General features: G+C 68.4%; 29 protein-coding genes. 6 read left to right on the top strand and 23 right to left on the bottom strand.

The window, feature by feature from the left end:
* Window positions 1–3: 3 nt before the first annotated feature.
* Window positions 4–1,527 carry an IMP dehydrogenase gene (gene guaB / locus ACX1NL_RS02335; protein ID WP_458898503.1) on the bottom strand — a complete coding sequence of 508 codons (1,524 nt, stop codon included), beginning with the start codon at window positions 1,525–1,527 and terminating at the stop codon, window positions 4–6.
* A 150-nt stretch (window positions 1,528–1,677) separates the two neighbouring features.
* On the opposite strand from guaB, the gene ACX1NL_RS02330 reads away from it, so the two are divergent.
* The gene (locus tag ACX1NL_RS02330) at window positions 1,678–2,034 is read left to right on the top strand and encodes a DUF5319 domain-containing protein (protein WP_181890050.1); all 357 of its coding nucleotides are present in this window, start codon (window positions 1,678–1,680) and stop codon (window positions 2,032–2,034) included.
* Here ACX1NL_RS02330 and ACX1NL_RS02325 read toward each other — a convergent pair.
* A complete protein-coding gene (locus ACX1NL_RS02325) occupies window positions 2,031–2,981 on the bottom strand; it encodes a hypothetical protein (RefSeq protein ID WP_458898502.1) in 951 nt (316 codons plus the stop codon). The genes ACX1NL_RS02330 and ACX1NL_RS02325 overlap by 4 nt on opposite strands.
* Complete coding sequence (locus tag ACX1NL_RS02320; RefSeq protein WP_239307043.1) at window positions 2,978–3,553, bottom strand: sigma-70 family RNA polymerase sigma factor; 576 nt, start codon at window positions 3,551–3,553, stop codon at window positions 2,978–2,980. The genes ACX1NL_RS02325 and ACX1NL_RS02320 overlap by 4 nt, the downstream gene beginning before the upstream one ends.
* A gap of 276 nt (window positions 3,554–3,829) precedes the next feature.
* Between ACX1NL_RS02320 and ACX1NL_RS02315 the strand changes: the two genes are divergently transcribed.
* Entirely contained in the window at window positions 3,830–4,141 is a 312-nt protein-coding gene (locus ACX1NL_RS02315; protein WP_070473359.1) for a WhiB family transcriptional regulator, read from the top strand.
* Between the two features lie 70 nt (window positions 4,142–4,211).
* On the opposite strand, the gene groL is transcribed toward ACX1NL_RS02315, so the two are convergent.
* The 10 genes from groL to ACX1NL_RS02265 all read right to left on the bottom strand — a co-directional run bounded on the left by groL (window position 4,212) and on the right by ACX1NL_RS02265 (window position 11,665).
* Complete coding sequence (gene groL, locus ACX1NL_RS02310) at window positions 4,212–5,819, bottom strand: chaperonin GroEL (RefSeq protein WP_269508275.1); 1,608 nt, start codon at window positions 5,817–5,819, stop codon at window positions 4,212–4,214.
* 5 nt (window positions 5,820–5,824) lie between these two features.
* Window positions 5,825–6,124: a co-chaperone GroES gene (groES, locus tag ACX1NL_RS02305; protein WP_038609785.1), complete on the bottom strand. Its 300-nt coding sequence runs from the start codon at window positions 6,122–6,124 to the stop codon at window positions 5,825–5,827.
* A 155-nt stretch (window positions 6,125–6,279) separates the two neighbouring features.
* Entirely contained in the window at window positions 6,280–6,741 is a 462-nt protein-coding gene (locus ACX1NL_RS02300; RefSeq protein WP_458898501.1) for a hypothetical protein, read from the bottom strand.
* Window positions 6,742–6,806: 65 nt separating this feature from the next.
* A complete protein-coding gene (tsaD, locus tag ACX1NL_RS02295; RefSeq protein ID WP_458898500.1) occupies window positions 6,807–7,856 on the bottom strand; it encodes a tRNA (adenosine(37)-N6)-threonylcarbamoyltransferase complex transferase subunit TsaD in 1,050 nt (349 codons plus the stop codon).
* Window positions 7,853–8,329, bottom strand: a complete 477-nt coding sequence (gene rimI, locus ACX1NL_RS02290) for a ribosomal protein S18-alanine N-acetyltransferase (protein WP_181889847.1) — start codon at window positions 8,327–8,329, stop codon at window positions 7,853–7,855. Before rimI ends, tsaD begins: the two co-directional genes overlap by 4 nt.
* Complete coding sequence (tsaB, locus tag ACX1NL_RS02285; protein ID WP_181889846.1) at window positions 8,326–8,958, bottom strand: tRNA (adenosine(37)-N6)-threonylcarbamoyltransferase complex dimerization subunit type 1 TsaB; 633 nt, start codon at window positions 8,956–8,958, stop codon at window positions 8,326–8,328. Before tsaB ends, rimI begins: the two co-directional genes overlap by 4 nt.
* Window positions 8,958–9,461, bottom strand: a complete 504-nt coding sequence (locus ACX1NL_RS02280; protein WP_239357201.1) for a hypothetical protein — start codon at window positions 9,459–9,461, stop codon at window positions 8,958–8,960. Before ACX1NL_RS02280 ends, tsaB begins: the two co-directional genes overlap by 1 nt.
* A gap of 10 nt (window positions 9,462–9,471) precedes the next feature.
* Complete coding sequence (tsaE, locus tag ACX1NL_RS02275; RefSeq protein WP_301614594.1) at window positions 9,472–9,939, bottom strand: tRNA (adenosine(37)-N6)-threonylcarbamoyltransferase complex ATPase subunit type 1 TsaE; 468 nt, start codon at window positions 9,937–9,939, stop codon at window positions 9,472–9,474.
* Window positions 9,940–11,007 (bottom strand): alanine racemase, encoded by a 1,068-nt coding sequence (gene alr, locus ACX1NL_RS02270; RefSeq protein ID WP_458898499.1) that lies wholly within the window; start codon window positions 11,005–11,007, stop codon window positions 9,940–9,942.
* Window positions 11,008–11,014: 7 nt separating this feature from the next.
* Window positions 11,015–11,665 carry a GAP family protein gene (locus tag ACX1NL_RS02265; RefSeq protein ID WP_301614592.1) on the bottom strand — a complete coding sequence of 217 codons (651 nt, stop codon included), beginning with the start codon at window positions 11,663–11,665 and terminating at the stop codon, window positions 11,015–11,017.
* 69 nt (window positions 11,666–11,734) lie between these two features.
* Here ACX1NL_RS02265 and ACX1NL_RS02260 point away from each other — a divergent pair, with 69 nt between their 5' ends.
* Complete coding sequence (locus tag ACX1NL_RS02260; RefSeq protein ID WP_239357204.1) at window positions 11,735–12,589, top strand: dienelactone hydrolase family protein; 855 nt, start codon at window positions 11,735–11,737, stop codon at window positions 12,587–12,589.
* 18 nt (window positions 12,590–12,607) lie between these two features.
* Here the strand turns inward: ACX1NL_RS02260 and ACX1NL_RS02255 are convergent, their stop codons facing one another.
* The 4 genes from ACX1NL_RS02255 to glmM form a co-directional block, all read right to left on the bottom strand.
* On the bottom strand, window positions 12,608–12,877 hold the full coding sequence (locus tag ACX1NL_RS02255; protein ID WP_070473335.1) for a hypothetical protein: 270 nt from the start codon (window positions 12,875–12,877) through the stop codon (window positions 12,608–12,610).
* A 2-nt stretch (window positions 12,878–12,879) separates the two neighbouring features.
* Entirely contained in the window at window positions 12,880–14,001 is a 1,122-nt protein-coding gene (locus tag ACX1NL_RS02250; RefSeq protein ID WP_458898498.1) for a hypothetical protein, read from the bottom strand.
* Window positions 13,998–14,324: a hypothetical protein gene (locus tag ACX1NL_RS02245; RefSeq protein WP_239357207.1), complete on the bottom strand. Its 327-nt coding sequence runs from the start codon at window positions 14,322–14,324 to the stop codon at window positions 13,998–14,000. The genes ACX1NL_RS02250 and ACX1NL_RS02245 overlap by 4 nt, the downstream gene beginning before the upstream one ends.
* 108 nt (window positions 14,325–14,432) lie before the next feature.
* Complete coding sequence (gene glmM, locus ACX1NL_RS02240) at window positions 14,433–15,776, bottom strand: phosphoglucosamine mutase (protein WP_181889838.1); 1,344 nt, start codon at window positions 15,774–15,776, stop codon at window positions 14,433–14,435.
* Between the two features lie 154 nt (window positions 15,777–15,930).
* Between glmM and ACX1NL_RS02235 the strand changes: the two genes are divergently transcribed.
* Entirely contained in the window at window positions 15,931–17,010 is a 1,080-nt protein-coding gene (locus ACX1NL_RS02235) for an HNH endonuclease signature motif containing protein (protein WP_458898497.1), read from the top strand.
* A gap of 100 nt (window positions 17,011–17,110) precedes the next feature.
* Here the strand turns inward: ACX1NL_RS02235 and rpsI are convergent, their stop codons facing one another.
* The 6 genes from rpsI to eccCb form a co-directional block, all read right to left on the bottom strand.
* Window positions 17,111–17,659 (bottom strand): 30S ribosomal protein S9, encoded by a 549-nt coding sequence (gene rpsI, locus ACX1NL_RS02230; protein ID WP_236883584.1) that lies wholly within the window; start codon window positions 17,657–17,659, stop codon window positions 17,111–17,113.
* Entirely contained in the window at window positions 17,659–18,102 is a 444-nt protein-coding gene (gene rplM, locus ACX1NL_RS02225; RefSeq protein ID WP_034997310.1) for a 50S ribosomal protein L13, read from the bottom strand. Before rplM ends, rpsI begins: the two co-directional genes overlap by 1 nt.
* 296 nt (window positions 18,103–18,398) lie before the next feature.
* The gene (locus tag ACX1NL_RS02220) at window positions 18,399–18,683 is read right to left on the bottom strand and encodes a WXG100 family type VII secretion target (RefSeq protein WP_070474959.1); all 285 of its coding nucleotides are present in this window, start codon (window positions 18,681–18,683) and stop codon (window positions 18,399–18,401) included.
* Between the two features lie 10 nt (window positions 18,684–18,693).
* Complete coding sequence (locus tag ACX1NL_RS02215; protein ID WP_181889836.1) at window positions 18,694–19,005, bottom strand: WXG100 family type VII secretion target; 312 nt, start codon at window positions 19,003–19,005, stop codon at window positions 18,694–18,696.
* 103 nt (window positions 19,006–19,108) lie between these two features.
* Entirely contained in the window at window positions 19,109–20,008 is a 900-nt protein-coding gene (locus ACX1NL_RS02210; protein WP_458898496.1) for a type VII secretion-associated protein, read from the bottom strand.
* A complete protein-coding gene (gene eccCb, locus ACX1NL_RS02205) occupies window positions 20,005–23,430 on the bottom strand; it encodes a type VII secretion protein EccCb (RefSeq protein ID WP_458898495.1) in 3,426 nt (1,141 codons plus the stop codon). Before eccCb ends, ACX1NL_RS02210 begins: the two co-directional genes overlap by 4 nt.
* A gap of 130 nt (window positions 23,431–23,560) precedes the next feature.
* Here eccCb and eccD point away from each other — a divergent pair, with 130 nt between their 5' ends.
* Window positions 23,561–24,871, top strand: coding sequence for a type VII secretion integral membrane protein EccD (eccD, locus tag ACX1NL_RS02200; RefSeq protein WP_458898494.1), 1,311 nt, complete (start codon window positions 23,561–23,563; stop codon window positions 24,869–24,871).
* A 1-nt stretch (window position 24,872) separates the two neighbouring features.
* Window positions 24,873–25,946 (top strand): S8 family serine peptidase, encoded by a 1,074-nt coding sequence (locus ACX1NL_RS02195; protein WP_458898493.1) that lies wholly within the window; start codon window positions 24,873–24,875, stop codon window positions 25,944–25,946.
* Window positions 25,947–25,949: the final 3 nt, after the last annotated feature.

Below are 25,949 nucleotides of genomic sequence, written 5' to 3'. Positions count from 1 at the left end.
CCCTTACTGGCGGTAGTTCGGCGCCTCGACGGTCTGCGTGATGTCGTGCGGGTGCGACTCGCGCAGGCCGGCGGCGGTGATCTGGACGAACTGCTTCGTCTGCAGCTCCTCGATGGAGGCGGCGCCGGTGTAGCCCATGGCGGCACGCAGGCCACCGACAATCTGGTGGGTAATGGAGTCCAGTTCGCCGCGGAACGGCACACGGCCCTCGACGCCCTCCGGCACCAGCTTGTCCTCGCTGGTCACATCAGCCTGGAAGTAGCGGTCCTTGGAGAAGGAGCGCTTCTCGCCGGTCAGGCCGCGGCCCTGCATGGCGCCCATGGATCCCATGCCGCGGTAGCGCTTGTACTGCTTGCCGCCCACGACCACGATCTCGCCCGGGGCCTCTGCGGTGCCGGCAAGCATGGAACCGAGCATCACGGTGGACGCGCCCGCCGCCAGCGCCTTGGCCACGTCGCCGGAGAACTGCATGCCGCCGTCGGCGATGATCGGAACGCCTGCGGCCTTCGCCGGGACGGATGCCTCGAGAATCGAGGTGATCTGCGGCGCGCCCACGCCTGCCACCACACGGGTAGTGCAGATGGAGCCCGGGCCGATGCCCACCTTGATCGCGTCAGCGCCAGCGTCGATCATGGCCTTCGCCGCGCTGCGGGTGGCCAAGTTGCCGCCGATGACGTCCACGCGGTCGCCGAATTCCTTCTTCACGCGCGAGACCATCTCCAGCACGCGGTTGTTGTGCGCGTGCGCGGAGTCCACCACGAGCGCGTCCACGCCGGCTTCCACCAGCAGGCCCGCGCGGTCGAAGGAATCCTCGCCGGTGCCCACGCCGGCGGCGACGAGCAGGCGGCCGTCGGCGTCCTTGGAGGCGTTCGGGTACTGCTCGCTTTTGACAAAGTCCTTCACGGTGATCAGGCCGGCCAGGGTGCCATCCGTCGCCACGATCGGCAGCTTCTCCACCTTATTGGAGGACAGCAGCGCCAAAGCTTCTTGCTTATCGACGCCCTCCGGCGCCACCACGAGCGGCATCGGGGTCATGACCTCGGCGACCTTGCGCTTGAAGTCAGCCTCGAAGCGCATGTCGCGGTTGGTGATGATGCCGACAAGGCGGCCGCCGCCGTCAACCACCGGCAGGCCGGAGATGCGGAAGCGGGCGCAGAGCGCGTCCACGTCCTCAAGCGTCATGTCCGGGGTTGCGGTTACCGGGTTGGACACCATGCCGGACTCGGAGCGCTTCACAATGTCGACGTGCTCCGCCTGGTCCTGGGCGCTCAGGTTGCGGTGAATCACGCCGATGCCGCCCTGGCGCGCCATCGCGATCGCCATGCGGGACTCGGTGACCGTGTCCATCGCGGCGGAGGCGATCGGCATGCCCAACCGGATGTTCTTGGTGAACTGGGAGGCGGTGCTCACCTCGGACGGGACGATGTGGGATTCCGCCGGCAGCAGCAGCACATCGTCGAAGGTCAGGCCGCGAAGCGCAACCTTGTCCGGATCGTCCCCACCAGTCCACACACGCTCGTTCGCCATCGCTTAGTCTCCTCTCCCGCGCGGATGTTTTTCGCCATGATATAACGCCCCGCAAACCCCGACCGTGCCACCCAGTTCAGCGCTCCTGCGAGCGGGGGATCGAGCCGGTTTGCCACACCGTATAGGGTTAGACGGGTGAACTACGACGACATGATGCCATTGGACCCGTTCGCGGACGACCCCAACGACCCGGCATCCTTCATCGAGGACGAAGAGCACGCCGAGCCGCTGTCGCCCGCCGAACGCGTCGCAGTCATCCAGGATCTCTCGCATGTGCGCGACGCGAAGCGCATGCTGAAACCCCGCGGAATCCTCGGGGTGTCGTTCCTCTGCGAGGATTGCGACCAAGTCCACTACTACGACTGGGAGATCATGGAGCAAAACATGATCGCCTCGCTGAACAACCAGCTGCCCCCGGTGCATGAGCCGAGCGCGAACCCCAACATCGAGGCCTACGTGCCCTGGGATTACGCCATGGGCTACCTGGACGGCTTAGAGGGGCGCTAGGAGCTGCTGCCCACCGGCGGGTGGACGATCGGGCCGCCCTCTGCGCCGCCGGAGACACTGTTGCCCGCGCCGAACTCAGCGGGCGGATTCACCATCGTCGCCGGGTCGTTGACCCGCAGCGACGGGTGCTCCTGTTCCGAGGCGGTGCCCTCCGCCGAGGACCCACCGGTTGTGCCCTGCGTCGGCGCCGTGATGCCGGAAGTCGCGCTCGGCTGCGGGCTCGACACCGTCGGCTGGGTGGGCTGCGAGGGCTGGCGGGCGCCCGCACCGGAGCCTGAGCCATTGCCTGCACCCGGCCCGCGCTGCGCCGGATCCTGCGAGGACTGCGGCGGCTGCTGCTGCGCCGGCGGTGCCGGGACAGCCGGGGCCTGCTCCGGAGTCGGCTGCTCGGTGGAGGTGTCCTCCGCCGGCACCGTGGTCGCCTCCGTGACCGTCTCTGTCACCGTCGCGGCCGCGCCGTCCTTGGCCGCGCGCCGCTCGCGCTCCTTCATCGTGGCCACCAGGCCGCGCGCCTGCTCCAGCAGGTCGCGGGCGGCAGCGGCATCGCCGCTTTCGTTGGCCGCCTCAAGCTCGTCGAGGGTGGTGGCCAGCTCCACCATCGTGGTGTCTTCGCCTTGCGCGCCGTCTTCGAACAGGGCGGCGCCGGTGCCGACGCACACCACGGTCGCCGCGGCGGCGCCGATCAAGCCGGACAGCCACGGGCTGACGCGGCGCTTCGCCTTCTCGGCGCGCTTCTCGTCCAGCGAGGCGACGTTGCCGACGGACTGGGAATCCTCCACGTACAGCTGTGGCGCCGGCGGCATCGGCCGGTCGACATCGCCCTTCAGCTTCAGCAGGGCGGCGGCGAGGGGGTCGTTGCCTGCCGAAGGATCGTCGCCAAGCATGAGCGCCTCAATGAACGCGTCGCTGTTCGCGAACTCCTCAAAATGATCGTCCTGCCGTGTCATAACTCCGCCTGCCCTCCGTCCAGTTGCTTCCGCAGTTTGGACAGCGCACGGTGCTGGGCAACACGCACTGCACCTGGTGTGCTGCCCATGACTTCAGCCGTCTCCTCCGCGGACAGACCCACAAACACTCGCAGAATAACGATGTCGCGGGCCTTCTCGTTTAATGAATCGAGCAAAGCCCGCACAGCGTTACTCCCCGACGACACCATCGCGGCGTCCTCCGGTGTGATTGTCGCCATTTCGGTGTCGGGCACCTCCTCCACCGGGCTCAGCTTGTCGCGCGCCATCGCACGGTGCGCGTCTGCGACCTTGTTAAACGCGATGCCGTACACGAACGCCATGAACGGACGGCCGGTGTCGTTGTAGCGGTCGATGCTCGTCGCCACCGCGAGGCAGATCTCCTGGGCCACATCTTCGGGGGTAGGCATCCGCCCTCCCCCGATGCGCGCCCTGGCGTAGCGCAGCACGCGCGGGTGGATGATGGAGATGATGCGCTGCAGCGCCCGCCGGTCGCCCTGCGCAGCGGCGGGGACTAAGCCAGCGAGTTCTGCGTCTTCATCGCTTGCAGCCACGCGCATCTCCTCCCTACATCTGTCAGCCTGCTCCGGACTCGCGTAACCCGTACATAATAGACGCACTTGCCATTTTGTTTGCGCTACCGAGCTTTTGCCAGGAATTCACCTGCCCGTAACCAGGTGCGTTAACGCAGTAAGACAGGGGTATTTTCGCGCGGTTCGACTGCGCGACAGCAGTCTGTAACCGGGACGAAACCAAACGTTAACCAGAGCAGTCCACACTCGTTGCCGGTTACACGTTTGAGGTACTTCCACAAAGGAGCACTCCCGATTATGTCTTTGCCGCATCAGCTTCCCGGACCCAACGCAGACTTCTGGGATTGGCAGCTACACAGCAAGTGCCGGGGGGAGGCCTCCGAAATCTTCTACCACCCCGACGGGGAGCGCGGCCGGGCGCGCACGCAGCGCGAAAACCGCGCGAAGGCCATCTGCTTCGAGTGCCCGGTGTTGTCGCAGTGCCGCGAGCACGCGCTGCGTGTGGCTGAGCCGTACGGCATCTGGGGCGGCATGAGCGAATCCGAGCGCTCCGCCATCCTGCGCGGCACCGCCGGCGGCATGAAGGTCGCCGCGGCTTCCGCCAAGTAGCCCGGAATACGAAAAACGCCCCGGTTTCGGGGCGTTTTTGCTTATCGACGAACCTTCGGCCGATGCGCGACTAGTGCGCGTGGCCCTCGTGCTCGTCTTCCTCAGCGGGCTTAGTCACCACAGACGCTTCCGTGGTGAGCACCATGCGCGCCACGGACGCGGCGTTGACCACCGCGCTGTGGGTGACCTTCACCGGGTCGATGATGCCCTGCTCGATGAGGTTGCCGTACTCGAGCGTGGCGGCGTTGAAGCCCTCGCCGTTTTGCATCTCGGCGACCTTGGACACCACAACGGCGCCGTCGAGGCCCGCGTTGTCGGCAATCCAAAACGCCGGCTTGGACAGGGCGCGGGCCACGGCCAGCACGCCGGTCTTCTGCTCGGCCTCGAAGCCCTCGGCGAAGGTCTCGAGCTGCTTGGCAATCTGCACCAACGCGGAGCCGCCGCCGGCGATGATGCCCTCGTCCGCCGCCGCGCGGGCGGCGTTGATGGCGTCCTCGACGCGCAGCTTGCGCTCGTTCTGCTCGGTCTCGGTGGCAGCGCCGACGCGCAGCACGGCCACACCGCCGGACAGCTTGGCCAGGCGCTCTTCCGCCTTCTCCTTGTCCCAGGTCGAGTCGGTGGACTCGATCTCGCGGCGGATCTGGTTGCGGCGGTCCTCCACTGCCTCGGCGGTGCCGGCGCCGTCGACGATGACGGTGTCGTCCTTCGTCACCGTCACGCGGCGGGCGGAACCGAGGTGGTCCAGGGTGGCGTCCTTGAGGTTGACGCCGACCTCCGGGTCGATCACGGTCGCGGCGGTGACCACCGCGAGGTCGTCCATAAACGCCTTGCGGCGCTCGCCGAAGTACGGCGACTTCACTGCGACAACCTTGAGGATCTTGCGGATGGAGTTGACCACCAGCGCCTGCAGCGCCTCGCCCTCGATGTCCTCCGCCACCACGAACAGCGGCACGGACTCGGAAGCGGCCTGCTCCAAAAGCGGCAGGAAGTCCGGCAGGGAGGAGATCTTGCCGCGCACCAGCAGCACGCGGGCGTTTTCCAGCACTGCCTGGCCGGCGTCCGGGTCCGTCATGAAGTACGGCGAGAGGAAGCCCTTGTCAAAGGAGATACCCTCGGTCAGGTCCACGTACGAGTCGATGGACTGGGACTCCTCGACGGTGAGCACACCGTCCTTGCCCACCTTGTCCATGGCGCCGGCGACCATCTCGCCGACCTCCGGGTCGCGCGAGGACACGGTGGCCACGTTCGCGATCTCGGCGGAGGACTGCACGTCGGTCGCGCGGGCCTTGAGCTCCTCGACGACCTTGTCGGCGGCGGCCTTGATGCCCTTGTTCAGCTCGATCGGGTTCGCGCCGGCCGCGACGTTGCGCAGGCCCTCGGCGACGAGCGCCTGAGCCAGAAGCGTTGCGGTGGTGGTGCCGTCGCCGGCAATGTCGTTCGTCTTGACTGCGACGGACTTCACCAGCTGCGCACCGAGGTTTTCAAACGGGTCCTCGAGGTCGATGTCGCGGGCGATGGTCACGCCGTCGTTGGTGACGGTCGGCCCACCCCAGGACTTGGACAGCACGACGTTGCGACCGCGGGGGCCGAGGGTGACCTTCACCGCGTCGGCGAGCGTGTCCACGCCGCGCTGGATGCCCTCGCGGGCCTCCTGATCAAATGCGATGAGTTTTGCCATGGCGCTTACTTCTCGACGACGGCCAGCAGGTCACGGGCGGACAGCAGCAGGTACTCCTCGCCGCCGTACTTCAGCTCGGTGCCGCCGTACTTGGAGAAGACGACGGTGTCGCCCTCCTTGACGTCCACGGCGACACGGTTGCCGTTGTCGTCCAGGCGGCCCGGGCCGACAGCGATGACGACGGCTTCCTGCGGCTTCTCCGCGGCGGAATCCGGGATAACCAGGCCGGACGCGGTGGTGGTCTCAGCCTCGGCGATCTGGACGAGGACCTTGTCCTCCAGCGGCTTGATGTTGACGTTTGCCATGATCAGCAACCTTTCATTGGTGAATGATTCAACAGTTCAGGTCTGAAGAGGCGCAGCCGTCGTCGCGGGTGAACAACTGTGCTTCACACAACCTGCTTTGGCACTCTACCCCCGAGAGTGCCAGCCAACAACCACAGGCTGTGTGTTAGCGCGATTTAGCGGTTGAGCACCGCGTTTCGCCAAAGCTCGTATTCTTCGGCGTTGTCGTCGCGGTAATTCTCCACCGCGCGGATGGCCTGCAGCACCTTGCCGATGGTGCGCTCGTCCACGCTCTCCCCGTCGCGCGCCGTGAAGATCACCGGGCCGGAGATAGCGCGGGTGGGGTCGGTGAGGAACTCCGGGTTGTCCGTCTCCGCGGTGTTGCGCGCCAGCGACGCCACCGGGTTCGGCTCCTGGCCCAGCTGGGCCGCGTCCGGGCGGAAGATCGCGTGGAAGCGGTTGCCTTCCTGGTCGAAGGCGACATCGACGGCTTCGCCGGTGATGCCGCCGAGGGTCTCGCGCGCGGTGTCCTCGTCGAAGACGATGCGGCGGTAGGTCAGGTCCGGGTTGACCAGGAACCCGAACCGCTCGCGGTCGGCCTGGCCCTGGTCGAATTGCTCGGTAGTTTCAGCGGACACGGGACATCCTTTCGTCGAACAAGACGTGCAGGCCCCAAGCGTATCCGCAACCAGCACTTCTCGCTTTACGACGACACGAGCGGGACCTCGACCTCCAGCGACGTGTCCGTGCCCACGCCCAGCCCAGAAGGCGCAGCGCCTTCGTGGATGAGCTGCGCGGCCAACGCCGCGATCATCACCCCGTTGTCCGTGCACAGGTTGAACCGCGGCACGCGCAGCTCAATACCGGCTGCCTGGCAGCGCTGCTGCGCAAGTTCGCGAAGCCTGCGGTTCGCGGCCACGCCGCCGCCGAGCAGCAGCGTGTTCGCGCCGGTGTCCTCGCAGGCCATGACGGCTTTCGCGGTGAGCACGTCGCACACCGCCTCCTGGAAGGACGCGCAGACGTCCTCCAGCGAGATCACGCGCCCGTCGCACTCGGCGGCCTCGACGTGGCGGGCCACCGCAGTCTTCAGGCCCGAGAAGGAGAAGTTGTAGCGGTGCTCGCCGCGCAGGTCCTCGGCGCGCGAGAGCGCCCGCGGGAACTTCACCGCCTCCGGGTCGCCTTCGGCGGCGAGCTTGTCCACCACCGGGCCGCCGGGGTAGCCCAAGCCCAGCAGGCGGGCGACTTTGTCGTAGGCCTCGCCGGCGGCGTCGTCGAGCGTGGTGCCCAGCTCCCTCATCGGCTTGCCCACAGCCTCGACCTCGAGCAGCTGCGTGTGCCCGCCGGAGACCAGCAGCGCAACCGCGTGCGGCAGCGGCTCGCCGTCCAGGTTGGCCACCGCGACGTGCCCGCCTAGGTGGTTCACGCCGTAAAACGGCACGCCCCACGCCGCCGCGTACGCCTTGGCCGCGGACGCGCCGACCAGCAGCGCGCCGGCCAGGCCCGGGCCCACAGTGGCGGCCACCGCGTCGGGTTTGTCGATGCCCGCGTCCGCCAGCGCCTTTTCCATCACCTGCGGCATGGCCTCCAGGTGCGCGCGCGAGGCGATCTCGGGCACGACCCCACCGAAGCGGGCGTGCTGCTCCATCGAGGAGGCGACGACGTCGGCGAGGATGTCCATCGTGCCGTCTTCGCGCAGCTCGACAATGCCCACGCCGGTTTCGTCGCACGAGGACTCGATGCCCAACACAATCACTGGTCTCGCCTTTCGCTCTTCTTCGGCCGCGTCATGGTGTACGCGTCCATGCCGGAGGCCTGATAGTAATTCTTGCGCACGCCCGCGGTGAAAAACCCGAAGCTTTCGTACAGCCGGATCGCGGGCGTGTTGTCCACCCGCACCTCCAAAAAGCACGGCCCGTCCAAAAGGTCCACAGTGTGCATCATCTGGTCCATCAGCGCCCGGCCCAGGCCCTCGCCCTGCCGGGAGGGGTCGACGCCGATGGTGTGGATCTCAAACTCCGGGTCGTCTTTCGGCCCGAGCATGGCCAGGCCGGCAAAGCCGACCAGCTCATCGCCGTCGAAGGCGCCCAGGTAGAAGGTGTGGCGCGCGGCGATCTCGGAGCGGTACGCCGCCTCGGACCACGGGCTGTCGCCGGCGAAGAGCACCGCCTCGATGGCGGCGGCCGCCGGGGCGTCCGCGACGCCCAGCTCGCGGAAGGCCACGCTCATGGCAGCGCCGGCGACTTCGGGGCCTGCTTCGGCGGCACCGCGTCCGGCCGGCGCAGATACAGCGGCACCAGCGGCTCCGGCGGCGCGCCCAGGTCGGCGACTGCGACGAGGCCGGCAGGTGTTGGGGGTTGGTAAGTCACCCTTTGGGCGTCGATAGGCAAAAGCTCCGCGAGCGACGACGGCACGCTGACCACATCCACCGCGGGTGAGGTCAGGTCCGCCGGCTTGCACACGTTAGGGCCGGCGACGCGCTTGCCGCCGGAGTAGCGCGCCCAGTACACTTCGCGGCGGCGCGCGTCGGTGACCACCAGCGCCTCACCGCCAAGCGACGCGGCGACCGCGTCATGCGTGCACACCCCGTGCACCGGAATGGCAAGCGCCTGCCCCAGCGCCGACGCGGTGGACATGCCGACGCGCAGGCCGGTAAACGGCCCCGGGCCGCAGCCGACCACGACCGCGCCCAGGTCCGCGAACTCGATCCCCGTCTGATCCAGCAGCCGGGTGATCTCCGGCATAAGCGTCTCGTTGTGCGCGCGGGTGGCAACGGCCGTCTCCGCGAGCACACGGTCCCCGTCCACGATGCCTGCGACCAGGTCAGTCGTGGCGGTGTCCAGGGCGAGAACGAGCATTACTGGCCCAACCCGAGGGTCCAGCGGCCCTGGTTCATGTGGAACGGCATCGCGGTGTTGAGCGGGAAGGACTCGGACTGCGGCACGGTGCAGATGTCCACCTTGTTCAGCTCCACCGGGTCCACCATGGGAGCCTCGCCCTCGCCGCCTGGAATGAGCAGCACGTAGCCGAGGTCGCCGCCGAGGTCCAGGTCGTCGGCGCTGATGCCGAAGGCCTCAAGCTTGGCGTCCACCAGCTCCTGCGGCTCGCCCGGGCACAGCGTTGTATAGCCGAGATAGCGCTCCGCGTCGTAGATGCGCGCCGGGTCCACCAGCTGCGCAGACACGGCGTCGCCGCCCGGGCGGGTCTGCTGCAGCGAGCGCGTCAGCGAGTTCGTGGGCGCGACCTGGGCGACCTCGGTGGAACGGGACTGCGGGATGAAGATGATCCCCGCCAAAATCACGAGCCACAGCACAGCTGCGAGCACGATCCAGCGGCGGGACTGGCTAGTGAGGTTGAGCATGCGTGTAAGCCTACATCCCGTCTTCGACGCGCCAGGAGATGATGCGGGCTTCTGTGTCGGCGTGCGTGCGCCGATCCAGCGTGACGCGCACGTGGCGCTGCGCGAGTTGCTCCACCAGTCCGCCGCCCCACTCAGCCACCACCACGGCGTCCTCGAGGGCGCTGTCTAAGTCGAGGGCGTCGAGCTCGCCCAGCGGGTCGTCGCCGAGCCGGTAGGCGTCCACGTGCACGAGCGAGGGGCCATTGCCTATCGACGAGTGCTCCCGCGCAATCACGAACGTCGGGCTCGTCACCCGGCCCTTGACCCCCATGCCCCTCGCGATGCCCTGTGTGAAGGTGGTCTTGCCCGCGCCGAGCGGGCCGTCGAGCACCACGAGGTCGCCCGCCTCGAGGGCCTGCCCCAGCTCTTCGCCGAGCGCTTGAGTATCCGCGGCGTCGTCGCACAGCCGCTCGCCCTGCGCCGGAAACGTGGTCTTCATCTACTTGCCCTCCCCGATGTAGGTGCGGGTGGTGCGCCCGCGCGGAGCACAGACCACCTCGTAGTTGATGGTGCCGGCGCGCTTGGCCAGCGCGGTGGCGTCGCCGAAGATGACGGCCTCATCGCCCGCTGTGACGTCCGCTTCGTTGTCGCCGAGCCAGACCACAATCTGGTCCATGGACACCCGGCCCACCTGCTGGTAGGTCCGGCCCGCGATGTCGACCTCCACGGCGCCTTGCCAGGAGCGCTGCACCCCGTCCGCGTAGCCCGCGGGGATCACGGCCGTGAACCCGTCCGCCGGCGCTTCCCAGGTCCGGGCGTAGCTGGTGGCCTCGCCTTTGCGCATCGGTTTCACCGTCACCACCGGCGCCGACCAGGTCATCGCCGGTTTCAGTCCGTGGTCGAGGCCGTCGACCGGCTCCAGGCCGTACAGGCTCAAACCCGGCCGGACCATGTCGAAGTGCAGGTCCGGGCGGGTCCACGTCGCCGGCGAGTTCGCCGCGTGGTTGCGCGGCACCTCAAGGCCCACCTGGCGGGCCTGGGCGATCGCGCGGCGAAACGCGGCCGCTTGCTGGTCCGTGTACGGGTCGGACGGGTCGTCGGCGCAGCTGAAGTGCGTCATCAGCCCCGCCACCTCGAGCTTGCCGTTGCGCTGCGCGTCCAGGGCGAGCTCGAAGGCCTCCTGCCAGCGGACCTCGTCGATGCCGGAGCGGTGCATCCCCGTGTCCACTTTGAGGTAGACGGTGGGCGCCGTTGGTGCGTCGATAAGCGAATGCAAATGCGTGAACGACGGGACCCCCACGTCGACGCCGGCCGGGAGCTCTTCATGCGGATCCCACAGCCACGCCAGCACCGGTTTAGTGGTCAGCTCGCGCACCCGGCGCGCCTCCGCGAAGGTGGCCACGCCGAACGCGTCCGCACCGTTCGCCTCCATCACCGGCACGCAGCGCTCGACGCCGTGGTTGTAGGCGTCCGCCTTGACCACGCACATCAGCTCCGCGGTCGTCTGCTCGCGCAGGCGGCGGGTGTTGTGCGCGATAGCGTCCAGATCGATCGTTGTTGTCAGCACGGGCCTATTACACCACGTGGGTCACGCCCAAAACGATGAGCAGCACCGCCACCGACCACGTCGCCGCCGCCGTGACCTGGTCGGGGTGGGCGCGCGCCCAGTCGAAGCCGCGCGCGGCGGCGCTGTCCGGCTTCGCGCGCACCCAGCCGACGGCCAAGGCCGCCAACGTGGGCAGCGACAGCGCCACCGTGGCGTACAGCGGGATCGCGGCGTAGCGCACCTGCGCGTCGACGCCGGCGGCCGACAGCAGTGCCAGCCCGCCGTAAAACGGCAACGAGGTCGCCGACTGGATCAAACCGAGCACCATGCCGGTTCCCACGGTGGCCGGGCCGGGGGTGTGCAGCGGGCGCATGATCTTCTGCACCAGCGCCTGGTTGTCGCCGCCGCGCACCGCGAGGATCGCCGTGAGGACGCCGGTGGCGATGAGCAAAATGCCGAACACCGGGCCTTCGACGAAGCGCTGCACCACTGGGCCCAGGCCGTCGAAAATCACCAGCATGATCAGCGCCAAGCCAGCCACGCCGCACCAATCGCCCGCGATCAGCAGCGCGGTGGTCTTGGCGTAGTTGCTCCGTGCAGCAATGCCGACCGCGACGATGACGCCGATGAGGAGCAGATTCACCGAATCAATGAACGCCAGCTGCAACGCACCGAGCATCCGACCTCCTGTCTGTGGGGTTTGTCGGACTTACCCTAGCGGAGACAGGTATGCAGTAGGATTGCCCGCGTGTCTGCGAAGCTGAAGAAACTCTCCGACCTGTCCAAGCGCGGCCCGCACCGCGTCCTGGAAGGCGACCTGGGCTACACCGGCCTGCCCGGCAAGGTCTACACCCCCGCCGAAGGCAAGAACCTGCCCGGCGTGGCGTTCGGCCACGACTGGCTCAAGGATGTCGCCGCCTACGAGGACACCCTGCGCCACCTGGCCAGCTGGGGCATCGCCGTGGCCGCGCCGGACACCGAAACCGGCTTCAAGCCCGACCACGTCGGCCTCGCCGCCGACCTGGAGACCGCCATGCAGATCCTCGGCGGCGTGCGCCTGGGCAACGGCAACATCTCCATCTCGCCCGGCAAGCTCGGCATCGTCGGCCACGGCATGGGCGGCGGCGCGGCCGTGCTCGCCGCGGTGGACAATCCGAAGGCGAAGGCCGTGGCGGCGGTGTACCCGGCCAACGTGGCGCCGTCCGCAGTCGAGGCGGCGCGCAACCTATTCGTCCCCGGCATGGTCGTCGGCCCCGGCGAAGACGGCGACTCGCTGTTCGACCCCGGAAACCCCGCCAAGCTGGCCTACAACTGGGCCGGCGAAGTGGTCTACCGCGCGCCGAAGAAGGGCGACCAGCAGTCCTTCTCCGAGGACAACCTGGTCAAGCGCATCCTCGGTGTGGGCAAGTCCGACCGCGGGCTGCAGGAAACCGTCCGCGGCCTGCTCGTGGGCTACCTGCTGCACCAGCTCGACGAGGACAAGGCCTACGGCTCCTACTCCGAACCGGACGCGGAAGGCTCCGGCGTGGAGTCCCTGACCGGCGAGAAGCTGTCCAAGGCCGCCGGCCTGGCGCGCGACAACGCCCGCTTCTCCCTGTTCTAGTCACCTTCCCCGTCGTGCTTACACGACGGGGTTTTCGCCGTTCGGGCCAATCGCGCGCAGCACCGCCTGGATCTGCTGCTTTTGCGAAGCGTTACGACGACTCCGCGGCATGCTGTAGTCCCCACGAGGCACCGTCACCGGCTGCCGCGGCATCGTCTCCCGGGCCCGTGCGTGATGCTTGGCGGTCATCTCCATCTTCTGCTGCGTTTCCTTCATCAACGCCTCGAAGTCCGCCATGCGCTTCGCGGTGCGTTTTTGGTACTGGGCCACAAACTGCTCGAAATCCATCGCTACCACTCCCCTGCCTTCTTCATTGCCCACGGATCAGCTTCCGCCCCACCGGCATCGGCGCCGGTTTCGGTGCCGGCATCTCCCGCCTGCGCCGGCTGCGTTTCCAGATTCTCCAGCTTCTTCGGCGGCGGCGCCGGCTCCTCCACCTGCGACAGCTCCGGCGGCGGGGCGATCACCCCGTCATCCGCGGGTGCCGGTGCGGGAGGCGGCGGTGGCGGCGGCTCCGGTTCCGGTTCACATTCCGGCTCCGGCTCGGGTTCCGGTTCGCACTCCGGTTCTGGTTCTGGTTCTGGTTCCGGTTCCGGTTCGCACTCGGGTTGAGCCGCAGGCTCCGTCGGGCAGTCCTCCAGCGCCGTCTCCTCGATGCCGAGCGTCGCCTCCAGTTTCGCGTCCAACGTCAGATCCAACTTCAGATCCAGCCCCAAGCGGGCGCCTGAATCGGCAGATACGTCGGAAGCGCTGGTGGCGGCGGCGGGGCGCGTCGTGACGTCGCAAGGCGAATGCCCCTTCTCTCCGAACTGCACCGGCGGGGCAGGCTGCTCGACGGCCGCGGTGTCGACGCGCGTGGCAACCTCCCCCAGGCACTCCTTGATCACGCCGTTGCGGTCGCTGGCGGTCTCGCGCGCGCTGCGCAGCGCCTCGATGACCATCTCCACCGCCGGCTGGATCAGCTGCCCAATCCCGCAGTTCAGCACGATGTCCAGCATGCGCCGCGCCGGCTCCAGCAGGGCGCGCACCGCCGATTCCGCGGTGTCCACGATCGTCTTGATCGCCTCCCCGCACTGCCCGATCGACTCGCCTGCGGCTTTCGCGCGGTCGAAATGCTCGGTTTCGCGTGCTTCGTCGCAACGCTCGCGCTCGCGGATGCCCACCTCGTCGAACCAGGCGCTCTCGTCGCACGAACACGTCCGCGCCGGCGTGTCCGGGCGCTTCCCGCCCGCGGACAACTTCAGGCCCGCGGCGAGAAACGCGCTCAAGTCGAGCCCGTCGGTCTGCGCGACCTGCTCCAACAATTCGCCGGCCAAGCCGTGGACCACGGCGCGCTGCGCCGGCCCCACCTCCGGCGCGACATCGACCGCGCGCACCAGCGACTGGACGTCGTCTTTCACCGCGGCCATCATGCGTTATCCACCCCGCCCGCGATCGATGCCAAATACTCGGAAGAGAGCTGGTCGGCGGCGACGGTGGCGTCGCTAAGCGAAAGCACCTGCCCCCAATTCTCCCCGCGCGCCGCAAGGAAGCGTTGCGACGTGGCATGCAACGCCTCCAGCGCATCCACGATGCGCTGGCCCTCCCGCGCGAAACCCGCGCCGAACGCTGACGCGGCAACCACCGGCCGCCCGGCGTCGAGCTCGCACGCGGCGTCGCGGTACGCGTCGATAGCCTCTGTGTACTTCGTGCGCACCGCATCGATATCGATGTCGAGTGCCCCAACATGTGTCATATGCCCACCCCCGAAAGGCTCGCAGTTGAACTGTCTTACTTTTAGTTAGACTCCCCCAACGCCCCGGCGGTTCCCTGCCGGGGCAAAAAACTTTTTCCGCGGTTAAACCTACACCGCGGCGACGACCGCCGCGAGGCGACCGGCAACCTTGCGCGCCTGCTCCTCCTCAGCGGCCTCGACCATGACGCGGAACAGCTCCTCGGTACCTGACGGGCGCAGCAGCACGCGGCCGGCTTCGCCCAGCTCAGCCTCCGCTTCGGCGATGGCGTCCTTGACGGACTGGTCCTCCAAGATCAGCGCCTTGTTGGACACCGGCACGTTGATCAGCGTCTGCGGCAGTACCGTCATCACCTCCGCCAGCTCGGCGAGCGTCTTGCCGGTCTCCGCCATGCGCTGCATGAGCATGAGGCCGGACAGGACGCCGTCACCAGTCGTGGCATGCGCCGGGACCACGATGTGGCCAGACTGCTCGCCGCCCAGCGAGAAATCGCCGCGTCCGAGCTCCTCGAGCACGTAGCGGTCGCCCACCTTCGTTTCGCGCACTTCGATGCCCTCGCGCTGCATGGCCAGCTTCAGGCCCAGGTTGCTCATCACCGTGGCGACCAGCGTGTTGTCCTTCAGGCTGTTGGACTCCTTCATGCCGGTGGCGAGGATGGCCATGATCTGGTCGCCGTCGACGACGTTGCCCTGCGCGTCCACGGCCAGGCAGCGGTCGGCGTCGCCGTCGTGCGCCAAGCCCAGGTCCGCGCCGTGCTCGACCACAGCCGCCTGGATCTGGTCCATGTGGGTAGAGCCGGAGCCGTCGTTGATGTTGTACGCGTTCGGGGTGTTGTGGATGGCGGTGACCTCGGCACCGGCGGCGGCGTAGGCCTTCGGGGCGACCTCGGAGGCGGCGCCGTTGGCGCAGTCCACCACGACCTTGATGCCGCTCAGCGGCTCGGTGACAGCCTCCTTGAGGTGAGCGAGGTAGCGCTCCTGCGCGTCCGGCGCCTCCTCGATCACGCGCCCGATGGCGGTGCCGGTCGGGCCCGTTTCCTCCAGCACGGCCATGGCGCGCTCGATCTCGTCTTCGATGTCGTCCGGCAGCTTCTTGCCGCCGGCGGCAAAGAACTTGATGCCGTTGTCCGGCATCGGGTTGTGGGACGCGGAGATCATCACGCCGATGTCGGCGCCGTAGTCGTCGGTGAGAAACGCCAGGCCCGGGGTGGGGATGACGCCGACGCGCAGCACGTCCACGCCTTTCGACGCCATACCGGCCGCCATCGCGGCAGCCAGCATCTCGCCGGAGACGCGCGGGTCCCGGCCGATCAGCGCGATCGGGCGGCGCTTCTCAGAGCCGCGGTCCTTGGTCAGCACGGTCGCGGCCGCGGCGCCGAGCTTGAGGGCAAGCGATGCGGTGAGGGCCTCGTTAGCCAGGCCGCGGACACCGTCAGTTCCGAACAATCGAGTCATGCGCACAATTATGCACTTGCCTATCGACGATCGCTCCGCCACCCCAACTTTCGCGCGATTTTACCTGCGGGTTTGGTAGTTATCCACAGGGGTGATGACACAAATTCCACAGGGCCGGGCGGGGCGGGGTTGCGATTGTTTTAGTGTTCGTGGCATGAACCCGTTCGACGCATTCATTCAGGCGATGGCCGCAGCATCCATGGAGACGCTGCGGCACTTCGACCTGCCTGTTGCGCTTTCGGCTGGCATGGCGCCGGATCGGGCACGCGCGTGGGACGCAATGCAAAAGGTGTACTACGGGCCCACCAAGTTCACCCGCAAACAAGCTGTGGCAGTACAGAAAGCCCGCGGGTTCTCCCTGGACGAGCTCGCACTGATCGAACGCCGCGTCGGAGGCGTGAAAGATCTCGGCGAGCGGTGGCGGCTGCGCCTCGCCTTGTTGGACGTCACCGGCGGGTACCGCGCGATCGAACGCGCCGCACGAGAGCTGGTGCCCCGCGACGATGACACCCCGAAGAAGAAACAGGTCGCGTTCTCCGCGCCGAAAAACGGGCGGGCGCGCATCACCATCGACACCACCGACCGCAAAGCCGCAGATTTGGAGCACCGCCTCAAGCAAGGCATCGACGCCACACTGCCGGCCGCACCCCAGATGGAGGAGGCGTTCTGGCGCATCGTCGAAGGCAAAACCGGCGGGGTCATCGCCGCGGCACCACGCCCGATTGTGATGGTGCCGATCACCGAACACGCACGCATCATGGCCGGCGAGGGCGACGACGTCATCCTCACCTTGACTGACGGCACCACCATGACCGGAGCGGAGTACATGCAGCAAGAATTCGGCGAAGCCTTGGAGGTCGCCGCCTTCCACCCCGAGGAAGGGGCGGTGAACCTATACGACACCGAGCGCTTCGCCAACCAGAAACAACGCGACCTCGCCTGCATGGTCTCACCCGTGTGCGCCTTCCCAGGCTGCCGGCACGGGGCGTTGGGCTCCGAGATCCACCACGTCGATGCGTGGAAACACGGCGGCTACACCAATATGAACAACCTGGTGCCGCTGTGTAAGTACCACAACCGGGTCAACGACGACGACCCCTGGCGCAAGAGCCGGGGCCACATCACCATGATCCGAGGCGCACCATGGTGGATCTCACCACGCGGGTACCACCTGAAAAACACCGACCGCGGAGCACTCGACCAACTCTTCGGACCACGAAGCACAGGACCCTGACACCCGCAGCACCCACCCCTGCGCGACAAACCCTGCCCTAACAACGCGAAACGCCGCCGCCCAACAAGGACGACGGCGATTCGGCGCGCGCAAAAAGCGATTAACGCTTGGAGTACTGCGGTGCGCGACGGGCCTTGTGCAGACCTGCCTTCTTGCGCTCCACGGCACGGGCGTCACGGGTGAGCAGGCCAGCCTTCTTCAGGGTCGGGCGCTCAGCCGGGTTGTAGATGTTCAGCGCACGGGCGATAGCCAGGCGCAGAGCACCGGACTGGCCGGTCGGGCCGCCACCGGAGATGTTGGCCTTGATGTCGAACTGGCCCTCGCGCTCGAGCAGGGTCAGCGGGGTGAGAATGTCCTGCTGGTGCAGCTTGTTCGGGAAGTAGTCCTCGAACTCGCGGCCGTTGACGGTGATCTTGCCCTCGCCCTCGACGACGGTCACGCGGGCGATGGCGCGCTTACGGCGGCCAACGGTCTGGATCGGACCTTCGTGGAGCGGAGCGACCTCGACGGTCTCCTCGGTTGCCTCAGCCTCGGGGGCGATGGCGTCGCCGATGGTGTAGTTGAACTCCTCGGTCGCGGCGGTTGCGGCGTCGACGTCGGTGCCCAGGTCCTCAGCGGCGGTGTTTTCGAAGTTGTTCGGCTCGGTCATTACTGTGCCACCTGCTTAAACTCGTAGGTTTCCGGCTGCTGGCCAGCGTACGGGTGCTCGGCACCGACGAAGACGTGCAGCTTCTTGATGGACTGACGGGAAAGCTTGTTGTGCGGCATCATGCCCTTGACAGCTTCCTCGATCACGCGATCCGGACGCTCGTCCAGTGCGCGGCCCAGGGTCATGGACTTCAGACCACCCGGGTAGCCGGAGTGGCGGTAACGCATCTCGCGCTCGCGCTTGTTGGAGGAGATGTGGATCTTGTCGGCGTTGATCACGATGACGTGGTCGCCGGTGTCGACGTTCGGTGCGTACTGCGGCTTGTGCTTACCGCGCAGGATGTCTGCGACGGTGGAAGCAAGCTTGCCCAGCACCACGTCGGTTGCGTCGATGACGTACCACTTACGGGTGATGTCACCGCTCTTCGGGTGGTAAGTAGACATGCATGACTCCTTAAAGTCTGTCTAGATGGCTGCCGGCCAAAAACTTCGTCTGCCCCTTTGTGCTTTACGGCGGCCGGTGGAGACCCGAAAAGCGCATCCGGCGGGACACACAGGGATAACACCCTACGGCACGCGCCCCCGAAAACAAAAAAGTGCCGCCGCAGGTGATTCCCCCATCACCTGCGGCGGCACGTCCCCCGTATCCCCCGTGTGGTTGCGCCGCGGTCCGGTCCGAAGCCGAGCCCGTCCCCCGATGAAAACGGCCCCGTCACGGCCCGCGACGCAAGTCTTGTTGTTTAGCCCCAGCTGTTTGCGGCTGCGTTGTTGACGGCGAGCATGGTGGTGTTGCCGTCTTCAACGGTGTTGGCGATCTGGTTGAGGATCTGGTTGAGATCCGCTGCCGCCTGGTCCCACTTGGCCTGGTGTGCCTGGTAGGCCGCGGCTGCGGTGCCTTCCCAGGTCTGGGCCATGGGCTGGAGCATTTGCTTGAGTTCGGCCAGGTCGCCGTTGATGCGGGAGGCGGAGGCGCGCATGTCCTCTGCGGCGCCGGCGATCTGCGCGAAGTCGTACTTGATCTGCATGGTTTCCCCTTTACAGTGCGAGTCCGCCGGCGATCTGGCGGAGGCTGTCGGTGTTGGTGGCGTCGGTGGTTTCGTAGTTCTTGGCGTTGTCGCGGATGTTCACGGCGATCGCGCTCAGCGCTTCAGACAATCGCCTTTGGGCGTCGTCGTACCTGATCATCAGGTCGTCGAAGCTGCGCTGTGCGTTGCCCACCCAGTAGCCGCGGGTGGCTTCGGCGACTTGCTGGACGCGGTCGATTTCGCGGTTGACGTCGGCGTTGGTGTCGTCGGTGCGGTCTGCAGCGGCGCGCATGACCTCGGCTTCGGTTGCGAACTGCTCCATGGTTTCTTTCCCCCTCGTTGTGTGTTGGGACGGACAACGTCTGTGCTGTCCGTATATCTGACTGACGTTTGGCCCGTTCGGTTCCATCGGTCGCAAAACTTTTTTATGGCCCCACGTCAGCCCCCTTATATTCAGCGGTTTCCATGGCCATGCGGCAGGTGGCGCGTTGCACGACGGTGGGTTCGGCGCGTGTGTGGCAGCCCACGAACAGCTGCACCGTCCCGTTGGGCCAGGTCTTCCACAGCGATTGCGAGCCGTCGCCGGCGCGCTCGAGGTAGGTCACGGCGATACCGTCGGTGTCGACGAGTTCGACTTCCGGGTCGGCTTCGATGTCGGCGAGCAGTTGTTCGGCCATGGTGCGCGCGGGCAGCTGGTAGAGGTGCTCGACGGCCATCTGCAGGCGGAAGTTGGGGTCGTCGCCTGTGGCGCGCCACATGCCTTCGTCGGCTTCGAGGGTGAAGCCTGCGGGGAGTTGGACGGTGAGGCCGTCGCGCTCAATGCTTATCGACGTCTGCTCCGCCCGTTCCTCCTCCCGCACAGAAGACGGGGACTGCGCAGGAGCTTGCGGTTGCGGCTGCTCCGTTTCCTCCTGCGCAGGAGCCTGCGACTGCGCTCCCCCGCTGGTCAGCCCCCAGATCACGCCGGCGCAGGCCAGCGCGACCGCGGCGACGACGCCGGCGATGATCCACCTGCCGGAGCGCGGCTCCTGCTCGGGCGGCGGTGGCCGGTGGAAGGCTTCGGGCGCGTCGTCGGGCGGGGGCGCGGCGGGTTCGAGGGGTTCGGTGGTCAGGTCGATGTCGTAGTCGGCGAGCGCGTGGGTGAGTTCGCGCAGGCGTTGCGGGTCGGCGGCGATGTGCACCGGCGCGCCGTGCGGCTCGGGGCCTAACACGCTGCGGACGGTGCCGGCGATTTCGCGGCTGGTGGGTGCGTCGAAGCGGTGGATGTTGGCCGCACCGGTGATCACGGTGGATGCGTCGGTGGCGGTGATGCGCAGCTCGGTCATTGTGCCTCCGGGAGTTGGACGGTGCCGCGCGCTTCGCCGTGGATCCAGGTGGCGCGGCCGGGTTGTTGCGGGCTGGGTCGCACGCCGAAGATGGCGCCTTCGTCGCGGGTGCCGTCCATGAGCAGCACGTCGGGCTGCAGGTCCTTTACGGCGGTGAGGAACGGCCCGAACAGGGCGCGCGAGACGCCGCCGAATTTGCGGGCGGCCACGACGTGCAGGCCGATGTCGCGCGCGTGCGGCAGCAGTTCCGCGATCGGCCGGAGCGGGTCTTCGCCGACGAGTTCGTAGTCGTCGATGATCAGGTACAGCTCGGGCCCGGTCCACCAGGAGCGCTCGCGCAGCTGCTCGGGTGTCACATCGGCCCCGGGCAGGCGCTCGGTGAGCGTGACGGCGAGCGATTTGGCGGCCTGCGTGATCGCGCTGGTGGAGGCGGCGTAGGCGGCGACCATCTCCTCGCTGGCCCGGCCCAGGTGCGCGCGCCTGGGGTCGAGCACCACCATGCGAGCGGCTTCGCGGCCCATGTGCTCCACCGCGGTGATGGTGCTGGCGATGAAGGTGGATTTGCCACAGCCGCCGGCGCCGATGACGAGGACGTGCCCGGACGAGTACACGGGTTCGAGGGTGGGGCCGCCGATGCCGAGGGGGATCCTTTGGCCGTCGAGAAGCGAGTGCGTATCCACGCGCTCCGGCAGCACCCGCAGCCTCTCCACCGGCGCCTGGTCGGAGGTGGCGAGGTGGGCGATGTCCTCGCCGCTGGTGAAGGCGAGCTGGACGGTTTTGCCGTCCGGGGTCAGGCCGCGGCCGGGTGTGGCGGGCAATTTTTCCTGGTGTTTGCGGTTGATCACGGAGTCCATCGGTTCGGTCAGCCTCAGCTCGAGGCGGGTGCCGATGAGGTCGCGCACGTTCGGGCGGATCGCGCTCCAGCGCTGGGTGGTCGCCACGAGGTGGATGCCGGCGTCGGGGCCTTCGGAGGCGATGCGGGCGAGCGGTTCGCGCAGGTCCTCGTCGAGCGCGTGCCATCCGTCGACGACCAGCATCACGGGACGAGGTTGGTCCAGGAACCCGGTGACCTCGTCGATGATGCGGCGGGTGCGCTCGGTGTCTTTCATGCTGGCCACGCCGGCGACGTGCGGCAGCGCCTCGAGCTCCGGCAGGTCGCCGATGATGTAGACGGCCAATCCTGCGCGCATTTGCGTGGCGACGATGCTGCGCACCGCCATCGTCTTGCCCGTCTGCGGCCCGCCCGCGATGGCGACGTGCCCGCCGGCAGCGTTCAGGTCCAGGTGGAAGGGTGTTTGGCGTTGCTTGTAGGGCTCGTCGATAAGCCCGAGCGCCCCGTCCGTGTGCGCCAGCTGCGCCAGCGGGATGCGATCTGGCAGCGGCGGCAGCCACACCTGGTGCGCGCGCATGCCGCGGGCGTCGGCAACGTCGCGGGCCTTGGCCACCACCGCGTCCAAAAGCGTGGTGGAGCGGTCCTCCTCGACGTAGGCGGTGGGCGCGAGCTCGATCTCGTCGCCGGTGAACAGCCGCACGTGCTGCTCGCCGGGGTGCTCCACCACGGTGCGGGTCAGCGGGCCGGAGACGTACGCCGCCCGGAAGCGGGTCAGGTCCATGCCGGCTTTGAGGTAGCCGGAGCCGGGCTCGCCGGGCAGCTCGTAGGCGTCCGGCACGCCGAGGACCTGGCGGGACTCGCCGGCGGAAAACGTCTTTAAGCCGATGCGGTAGGACAGGTGCGAATCCAGCCCGCGCAGCTTGCCCTCCTCCAGCCGCTGCGAGGCGAGCAGCAGGTGCACGCCGAGCGAGCGGCCGAGCCTGCCCACCGCCACGAACAGGTCCGCGAAGTGCGGGTGCTGGGTGAGCAGCTCGGTGAACTCGTCGACCACGATGACCAGCGACGGCAACGTGTTGCCCGCCTTGGTGTAGTCCGTGATGTTGGCGAAATTGCCGGCGGCCCGCAGCAGCTCCTGGCGGCGGTGCATCTCGCCGGAGATGGCATCATACATGCGCTCCACCAGCACCGCCTCGTCCTCGAGGTTGGTGATCACCGCGGCGGTGTGCGGCAGCGACTCGCAGCCCAGAAACGTCGCGCCGCCTTTGAAGTCCACCAGCACGAAGTTCAACTCGTCGGGCGAGTGCGTCGCCGCCAGCGCCACCACCAGGGTCCGCAAAAGCTCCGACTTGCCGGACCCGGTCGCCCCGATGCACAGCCCGTGCGGGCCCATCCCGCCGAGCGCCGCCTCTTTCAAGTCCAGGTACACCGGCTGGCCGTCGGGCGTCGCGCCAATTGGCACGGTGAGCTTGTTGCGCACCCCCGGCCACATCGTGTGCGCGTCCAGCGCATCGACGTCCGGCACACCCAGCATGGACAGGAAATCCCCGCCGGCCTCCACCGCGCCGTCGGGGCGGCGGTAGAAGCCTAAGTGCCTTGAGACGAACTCCGCCTCCGCGTCCGTGAACCGATCCGGCACGCCCAGCTGCTCAATCCCCTGGGCCGTGGCGGCCTCGAGCACGTCGGTGCAGATCAGGTGGAACGCGTCCGGGTCGACGAAGAAGTCCGGGTCGTCGTGGATGGTCACCACCAGGTCGGCGTCGGTGGGTGCGGGCGAGGCGTGGCCGTCGATAAGCGCAATGCGAAACGCCCCCTCGGAGCGCGCGTGCGGCAGCCACTTCGCCCAAGCGAACGGCGCGTCGATGCGGACCTGTTCCGGGCCGTAGAAAAACGCCAGCTGGCACACGATGGAGCGCGCCACGTCGGCCGCCGTAGGACCTGCGAGCGTGATCGCGGGAAACGCGTCGAGCTGCACCATGATCGGCATGCCCGGCACCGTGCTCACCGCCGCGACGGTGCGGCGCAGGCTCACCGCGCACACCGGGTCCAAGTCCTCGGGGCTGCCCGGATCGTCCACGTCCACCGGGGTGCATAACGCGCCCGCGCCGGTGCCCAGGCGCACCGTGGGGGCACCTGCGCGCTCCCAGACGCGCTCGACCGGCACCGCGGCCACCAGCTCGCCCGGCGCGGGGTGCAACGTAGTGGCGTGCGTGCGCTGGGTCGCGGCGTTCGCGCGCGCCTTGTTCGCCAGTGCATCGAGGTGGCGCAGGTAGACGCGGCGGGTCTCGTCGATGTCGCCCTGCTTTTCCTGCGGGTTGAACATGCCGGCGAGCCCGAAGAGCATCATCAGCGGGAAGATCAGCATCATGGGGCTCACGGCGCGGCCGGACATGGCCATGAGCACCATCACCGCGCCGATCGCGACGACCATCACCACCGGCAGCAGGATCTTCATCACCGGCGGCGACTGCGGCTTTTGGGCCGTGGGCACGGGTTCGGCGCGCAAGTTGCCGGTCGGCGGCGGCGCGGCGTCGATCGCCGCTTGAGTGCCGGTTGTTGGTGCGAGGACTTGGTCGTAGTCGAGGCCAAGCATCGTGGATTCTCCCCCCTTGTGGTTTCTCACAGTTCCCCCGAACTGTGGACGCGCTGTGGATTGTAAGCCATACTGTTTCCCGTCGCGCGGCGAATGGGGGCCGCGCCTGATATTTCGGGGGTTTTGAAAGTTGGTTGCAACGTCTGCGCACCACGTCGTGCGCGTCACTGTCCGCATTTCGGTTGTCGCGTTCCACCGCGACATCGACGTCACGCTGCCGACGTCGTCGACGCTTTCGGAGGTGCTGCCGGAGCTCGCGCGCTTAGTGGAGCTGCCGGAGGTGCACCGCCCGTGGCAAGCCACCACCGCAGGCGGGGCGGTGCTGGATATGCACACCCCGCTCTATGCGCTCAAGCTTCACGACGGCGCCACCGTCGCCCTCCATCCCCAAGAGCCCGCGCCCCCGCCGGTCGTGCGCGACGCGGCCGACGCCCTGGCCGGGGCGGCCGAGTCGGCGCGGCAAGTGCGCGGGCTGGACGCGGCGGCGACGTTCGCCGGTCTTGCGGCGGTGCTGCTTCTGGCGCGGGTGTTCGCCCCGTGGCCGGTCGCGCTGGGTGCGGTGGCGCTGTTGGCGCTGGCGGTGGCGTCGATAGGCAGGTCGCGCGTGGCGTTTGCTGCCGTGCTGCTGCTGGCGGGGCTCGCCGCGGGCGCGTGGGTCGCCGGTGGCGGCGGCGGTGCTGATGCGGCCTCGCTCGGCCTCGGGGCGCTGGCGGGCTTGCTCGCGGCGGCGGTGGCCGTCGGTGTCGGTGTGGCGCTGGGCTTGGCCGGGGCGGCGCAGGTGGCGTTCACCGCCGCGGTCTGCGTGCTCGGCGGCGCCGGGGCGGCCGGCGTGTGGCTGCCCGGCCCGCTCGCCCCACCGGCGCTGACGGTGCTCACCGGGGTGCTCGGGGTGATGGCCACGCCCGGCGCGTCCACGCGCGCGGCGGGGCTGACGGTGCCGCGGGTGCCAACCGCCGGCGAGGAGTTCGACCGCTCCGACGACTACCAGCACGACGTGGACGCCCGCAGCGCCGCCGCGTCCACCATCGCCTCCGCCATCTCGGCGGCGATCGCCGCGTGCTGCGTGCCGGCGCTTTTCTGGCTGGGCCGGGCCGGCGGGGCGTGGGTGTTCGTGTTCTGCCTGTGCGTGGCTGGCGCGCTGGTGGTCTACGCCTCGCGCCAGCACTGGCCGGTGCCGCGGGCGTGCCTGACCGCGGTGGCGCTTTCCGCCGTGGTCGCCGCCGCGGCCGCCGCGGCAAAGACCGGGCACCCGGCGTGCATCGCCGTCGCCGCGCTCGCCGCCCTCGCTGCCGTGGCGACGGTCGCGTGGGCGCCGCGGGTGCCGGATGTGGAGCCGACCACCATCGTGTGGTTCGAGCGCGCCGAGATCGCCGCCACCATCGCCGTGATCCCGCTGGCGGTGCACTTGACCGGGCTGTTCGACATGATCCGGGGGCTCTAACATGCGCAAGTTCGCCGCCTCTGCCCTGCTCGCGCTCAGCCTCACGCCGGCGCCTGCCCAAGCCCAGGATGTGGCGTGCGCGGTGCCGGCGATCGTCGCAAAGCCTGCTGCTTCACCCGCAACCGAGGCGCTGCGGAAGTTCGCCACCGGTGCCGGGGTGCGCGTGGCGGTGATCGACACCGGCGTCGCCCCGCACCCCGAGATCACCCACCTGCGACCGGGCCGCGATTTTGTGGCCGCGGACGCGCTGCACGACTGCGACAACCACGGCACCGCCGTCGCCGGGATCATCGCCGGGCGCACCCTCGGCATCGCCCCGGACGCGGAAATCATCTCGGTGCGCCAGACCTCGGCGCACTACCGCGACGTCGACGCCGGCAACCTGCAAACGCTCACCGACGCGATCCACAACGCCCTCGACGAAGGCGCGAGCGTGCTCAACATCTCCGTCGTGTCCTGCCTGGAGCCCGGGTTCGCCTCGCGCATCGACACTTCCGGCATCGCCGCCGCCCTCCACCGCGCGGAGGCGCAAGGCGCGGTGGTCGTCGCCGCCGCGGGCAACGCCGGGCCGGACTGCGAACCCGGCTTCGAGGTCTTCCCCGCCCGCTTCCCCACCGTGCTGGCGGTCGCCGCGCGCGCCGACAACCACGCCATCGCCGACTACTCCCTGCCCGCCGGGTTGTCCGCGCCGGGGCATGTGCCGGCCGCGCTCGCCCCGGGCGGGTGGGCGGAAGGCACGTTGGTCAACAACGGCGTGCACCCGTACGCGGGCACGAGCTTCGCCACCCCGGTGGTCAGCGGCACGGTGGCGCTGTTGCAGTCGCGCTACCCCGGCATCGCCCCGGAGCATGTGCGCTCGCTTCTCGACGCCTCCGCCCAACCCGGCGGCGGCGCCATCGACCCGCTGGCAGCGCTGACCCAACTGACGCCGCACGAGCTGGCGGACCGTCCGACCGCGCAGGTGAGACCCGTGGACCCGCGGCCCAACCCGGCCGTGGGCAGGCTCGGCGCGCTCGCCGGCGCGGCGCTCGCGCTGGCCGCGCTGGTGGTCGCGCTGCGCGCCCGGCAGCTCTAGCAA

It is taken from the genome of Corynebacterium sp. CQ3829_602738 (genome assembly GCF_054478435.1).
The sequence above is the reverse complement of the archived record's forward strand: the minus strand, read 5'-3'. Positions and strand labels throughout refer to the sequence as shown.

What these genes read in the sequence shown, in the direction of transcription:
- guaB (WP_458898503.1), bottom strand. Translation starts at nt 1,527, where the DNA reads ATGGCGAACGAGCGTGTGTGGACTGGTGGGGACGATCCGGACAAGGTT.
- ACX1NL_RS02330 (WP_181890050.1), top strand. Translation starts at nt 1,678, where the DNA reads ATGATGCCATTGGACCCGTTCGCGGACGACCCCAACGACCCGGCATCC.
- ACX1NL_RS02325 (WP_458898502.1), bottom strand. Translation starts at nt 2,981, where the DNA reads ATGACACGGCAGGACGATCATTTTGAGGAGTTCGCGAACAGCGACGCG.
- ACX1NL_RS02315 (WP_070473359.1), top strand. Translation starts at nt 3,830, where the DNA reads ATGTCTTTGCCGCATCAGCTTCCCGGACCCAACGCAGACTTCTGGGAT.
- groL (WP_269508275.1), bottom strand. Translation starts at nt 5,819, where the DNA reads ATGGCAAAACTCATCGCATTTGATCAGGAGGCCCGCGAGGGCATCCAG.
- groES (WP_038609785.1), bottom strand. Translation starts at nt 6,124, where the DNA reads ATGGCAAACGTCAACATCAAGCCGCTGGAGGACAAGGTCCTCGTCCAG.
- rimI (WP_181889847.1), bottom strand. Translation starts at nt 8,329, where the DNA reads ATGAGCGTGGCCTTCCGCGAGCTGGGCGTCGCGGACGCCCCGGCGGCC.
- tsaB (WP_181889846.1), bottom strand. Translation starts at nt 8,958, where the DNA reads ATGCTCGTTCTCGCCCTGGACACCGCCACGACTGACCTGGTCGCAGGC.
- ACX1NL_RS02280 (WP_239357201.1), bottom strand. Translation starts at nt 9,461, where the DNA reads ATGCTCAACCTCACTAGCCAGTCCCGCCGCTGGATCGTGCTCGCAGCT.
- tsaE (WP_301614594.1), bottom strand. Translation starts at nt 9,939, where the DNA reads ATGAAGACCACGTTTCCGGCGCAGGGCGAGCGGCTGTGCGACGACGCC.
- ACX1NL_RS02265 (WP_301614592.1), bottom strand. Translation starts at nt 11,665, where the DNA reads ATGCTCGGTGCGTTGCAGCTGGCGTTCATTGATTCGGTGAATCTGCTC.
- ACX1NL_RS02255 (WP_070473335.1), bottom strand. Translation starts at nt 12,877, where the DNA reads ATGGATTTCGAGCAGTTTGTGGCCCAGTACCAAAAACGCACCGCGAAG.
- ACX1NL_RS02250 (WP_458898498.1), bottom strand. Translation starts at nt 14,001, where the DNA reads ATGATGGCCGCGGTGAAAGACGACGTCCAGTCGCTGGTGCGCGCGGTC.
- ACX1NL_RS02245 (WP_239357207.1), bottom strand. Translation starts at nt 14,324, where the DNA reads ATGACACATGTTGGGGCACTCGACATCGATATCGATGCGGTGCGCACG.
- glmM (WP_181889838.1), bottom strand. Translation starts at nt 15,776, where the DNA reads ATGACTCGATTGTTCGGAACTGACGGTGTCCGCGGCCTGGCTAACGAG.
- ACX1NL_RS02235 (WP_458898497.1), top strand. Translation starts at nt 15,931, where the DNA reads ATGAACCCGTTCGACGCATTCATTCAGGCGATGGCCGCAGCATCCATG.
- rpsI (WP_236883584.1), bottom strand. Translation starts at nt 17,659, where the DNA reads ATGACCGAGCCGAACAACTTCGAAAACACCGCCGCTGAGGACCTGGGC.
- rplM (WP_034997310.1), bottom strand. Translation starts at nt 18,102, where the DNA reads ATGTCTACTTACCACCCGAAGAGCGGTGACATCACCCGTAAGTGGTAC.
- ACX1NL_RS02220 (WP_070474959.1), bottom strand. Translation starts at nt 18,683, where the DNA reads ATGCAGATCAAGTACGACTTCGCGCAGATCGCCGGCGCCGCAGAGGAC.
- ACX1NL_RS02215 (WP_181889836.1), bottom strand. Translation starts at nt 19,005, where the DNA reads ATGGAGCAGTTCGCAACCGAAGCCGAGGTCATGCGCGCCGCTGCAGAC.
- ACX1NL_RS02210 (WP_458898496.1), bottom strand. Translation starts at nt 20,008, where the DNA reads ATGACCGAGCTGCGCATCACCGCCACCGACGCATCCACCGTGATCACC.
- eccCb (WP_458898495.1), bottom strand. Translation starts at nt 23,430, where the DNA reads ATGCTTGGCCTCGACTACGACCAAGTCCTCGCACCAACAACCGGCACT.
- ACX1NL_RS02195 (WP_458898493.1), top strand. Translation starts at nt 24,873, where the DNA reads ATGCGCAAGTTCGCCGCCTCTGCCCTGCTCGCGCTCAGCCTCACGCCG.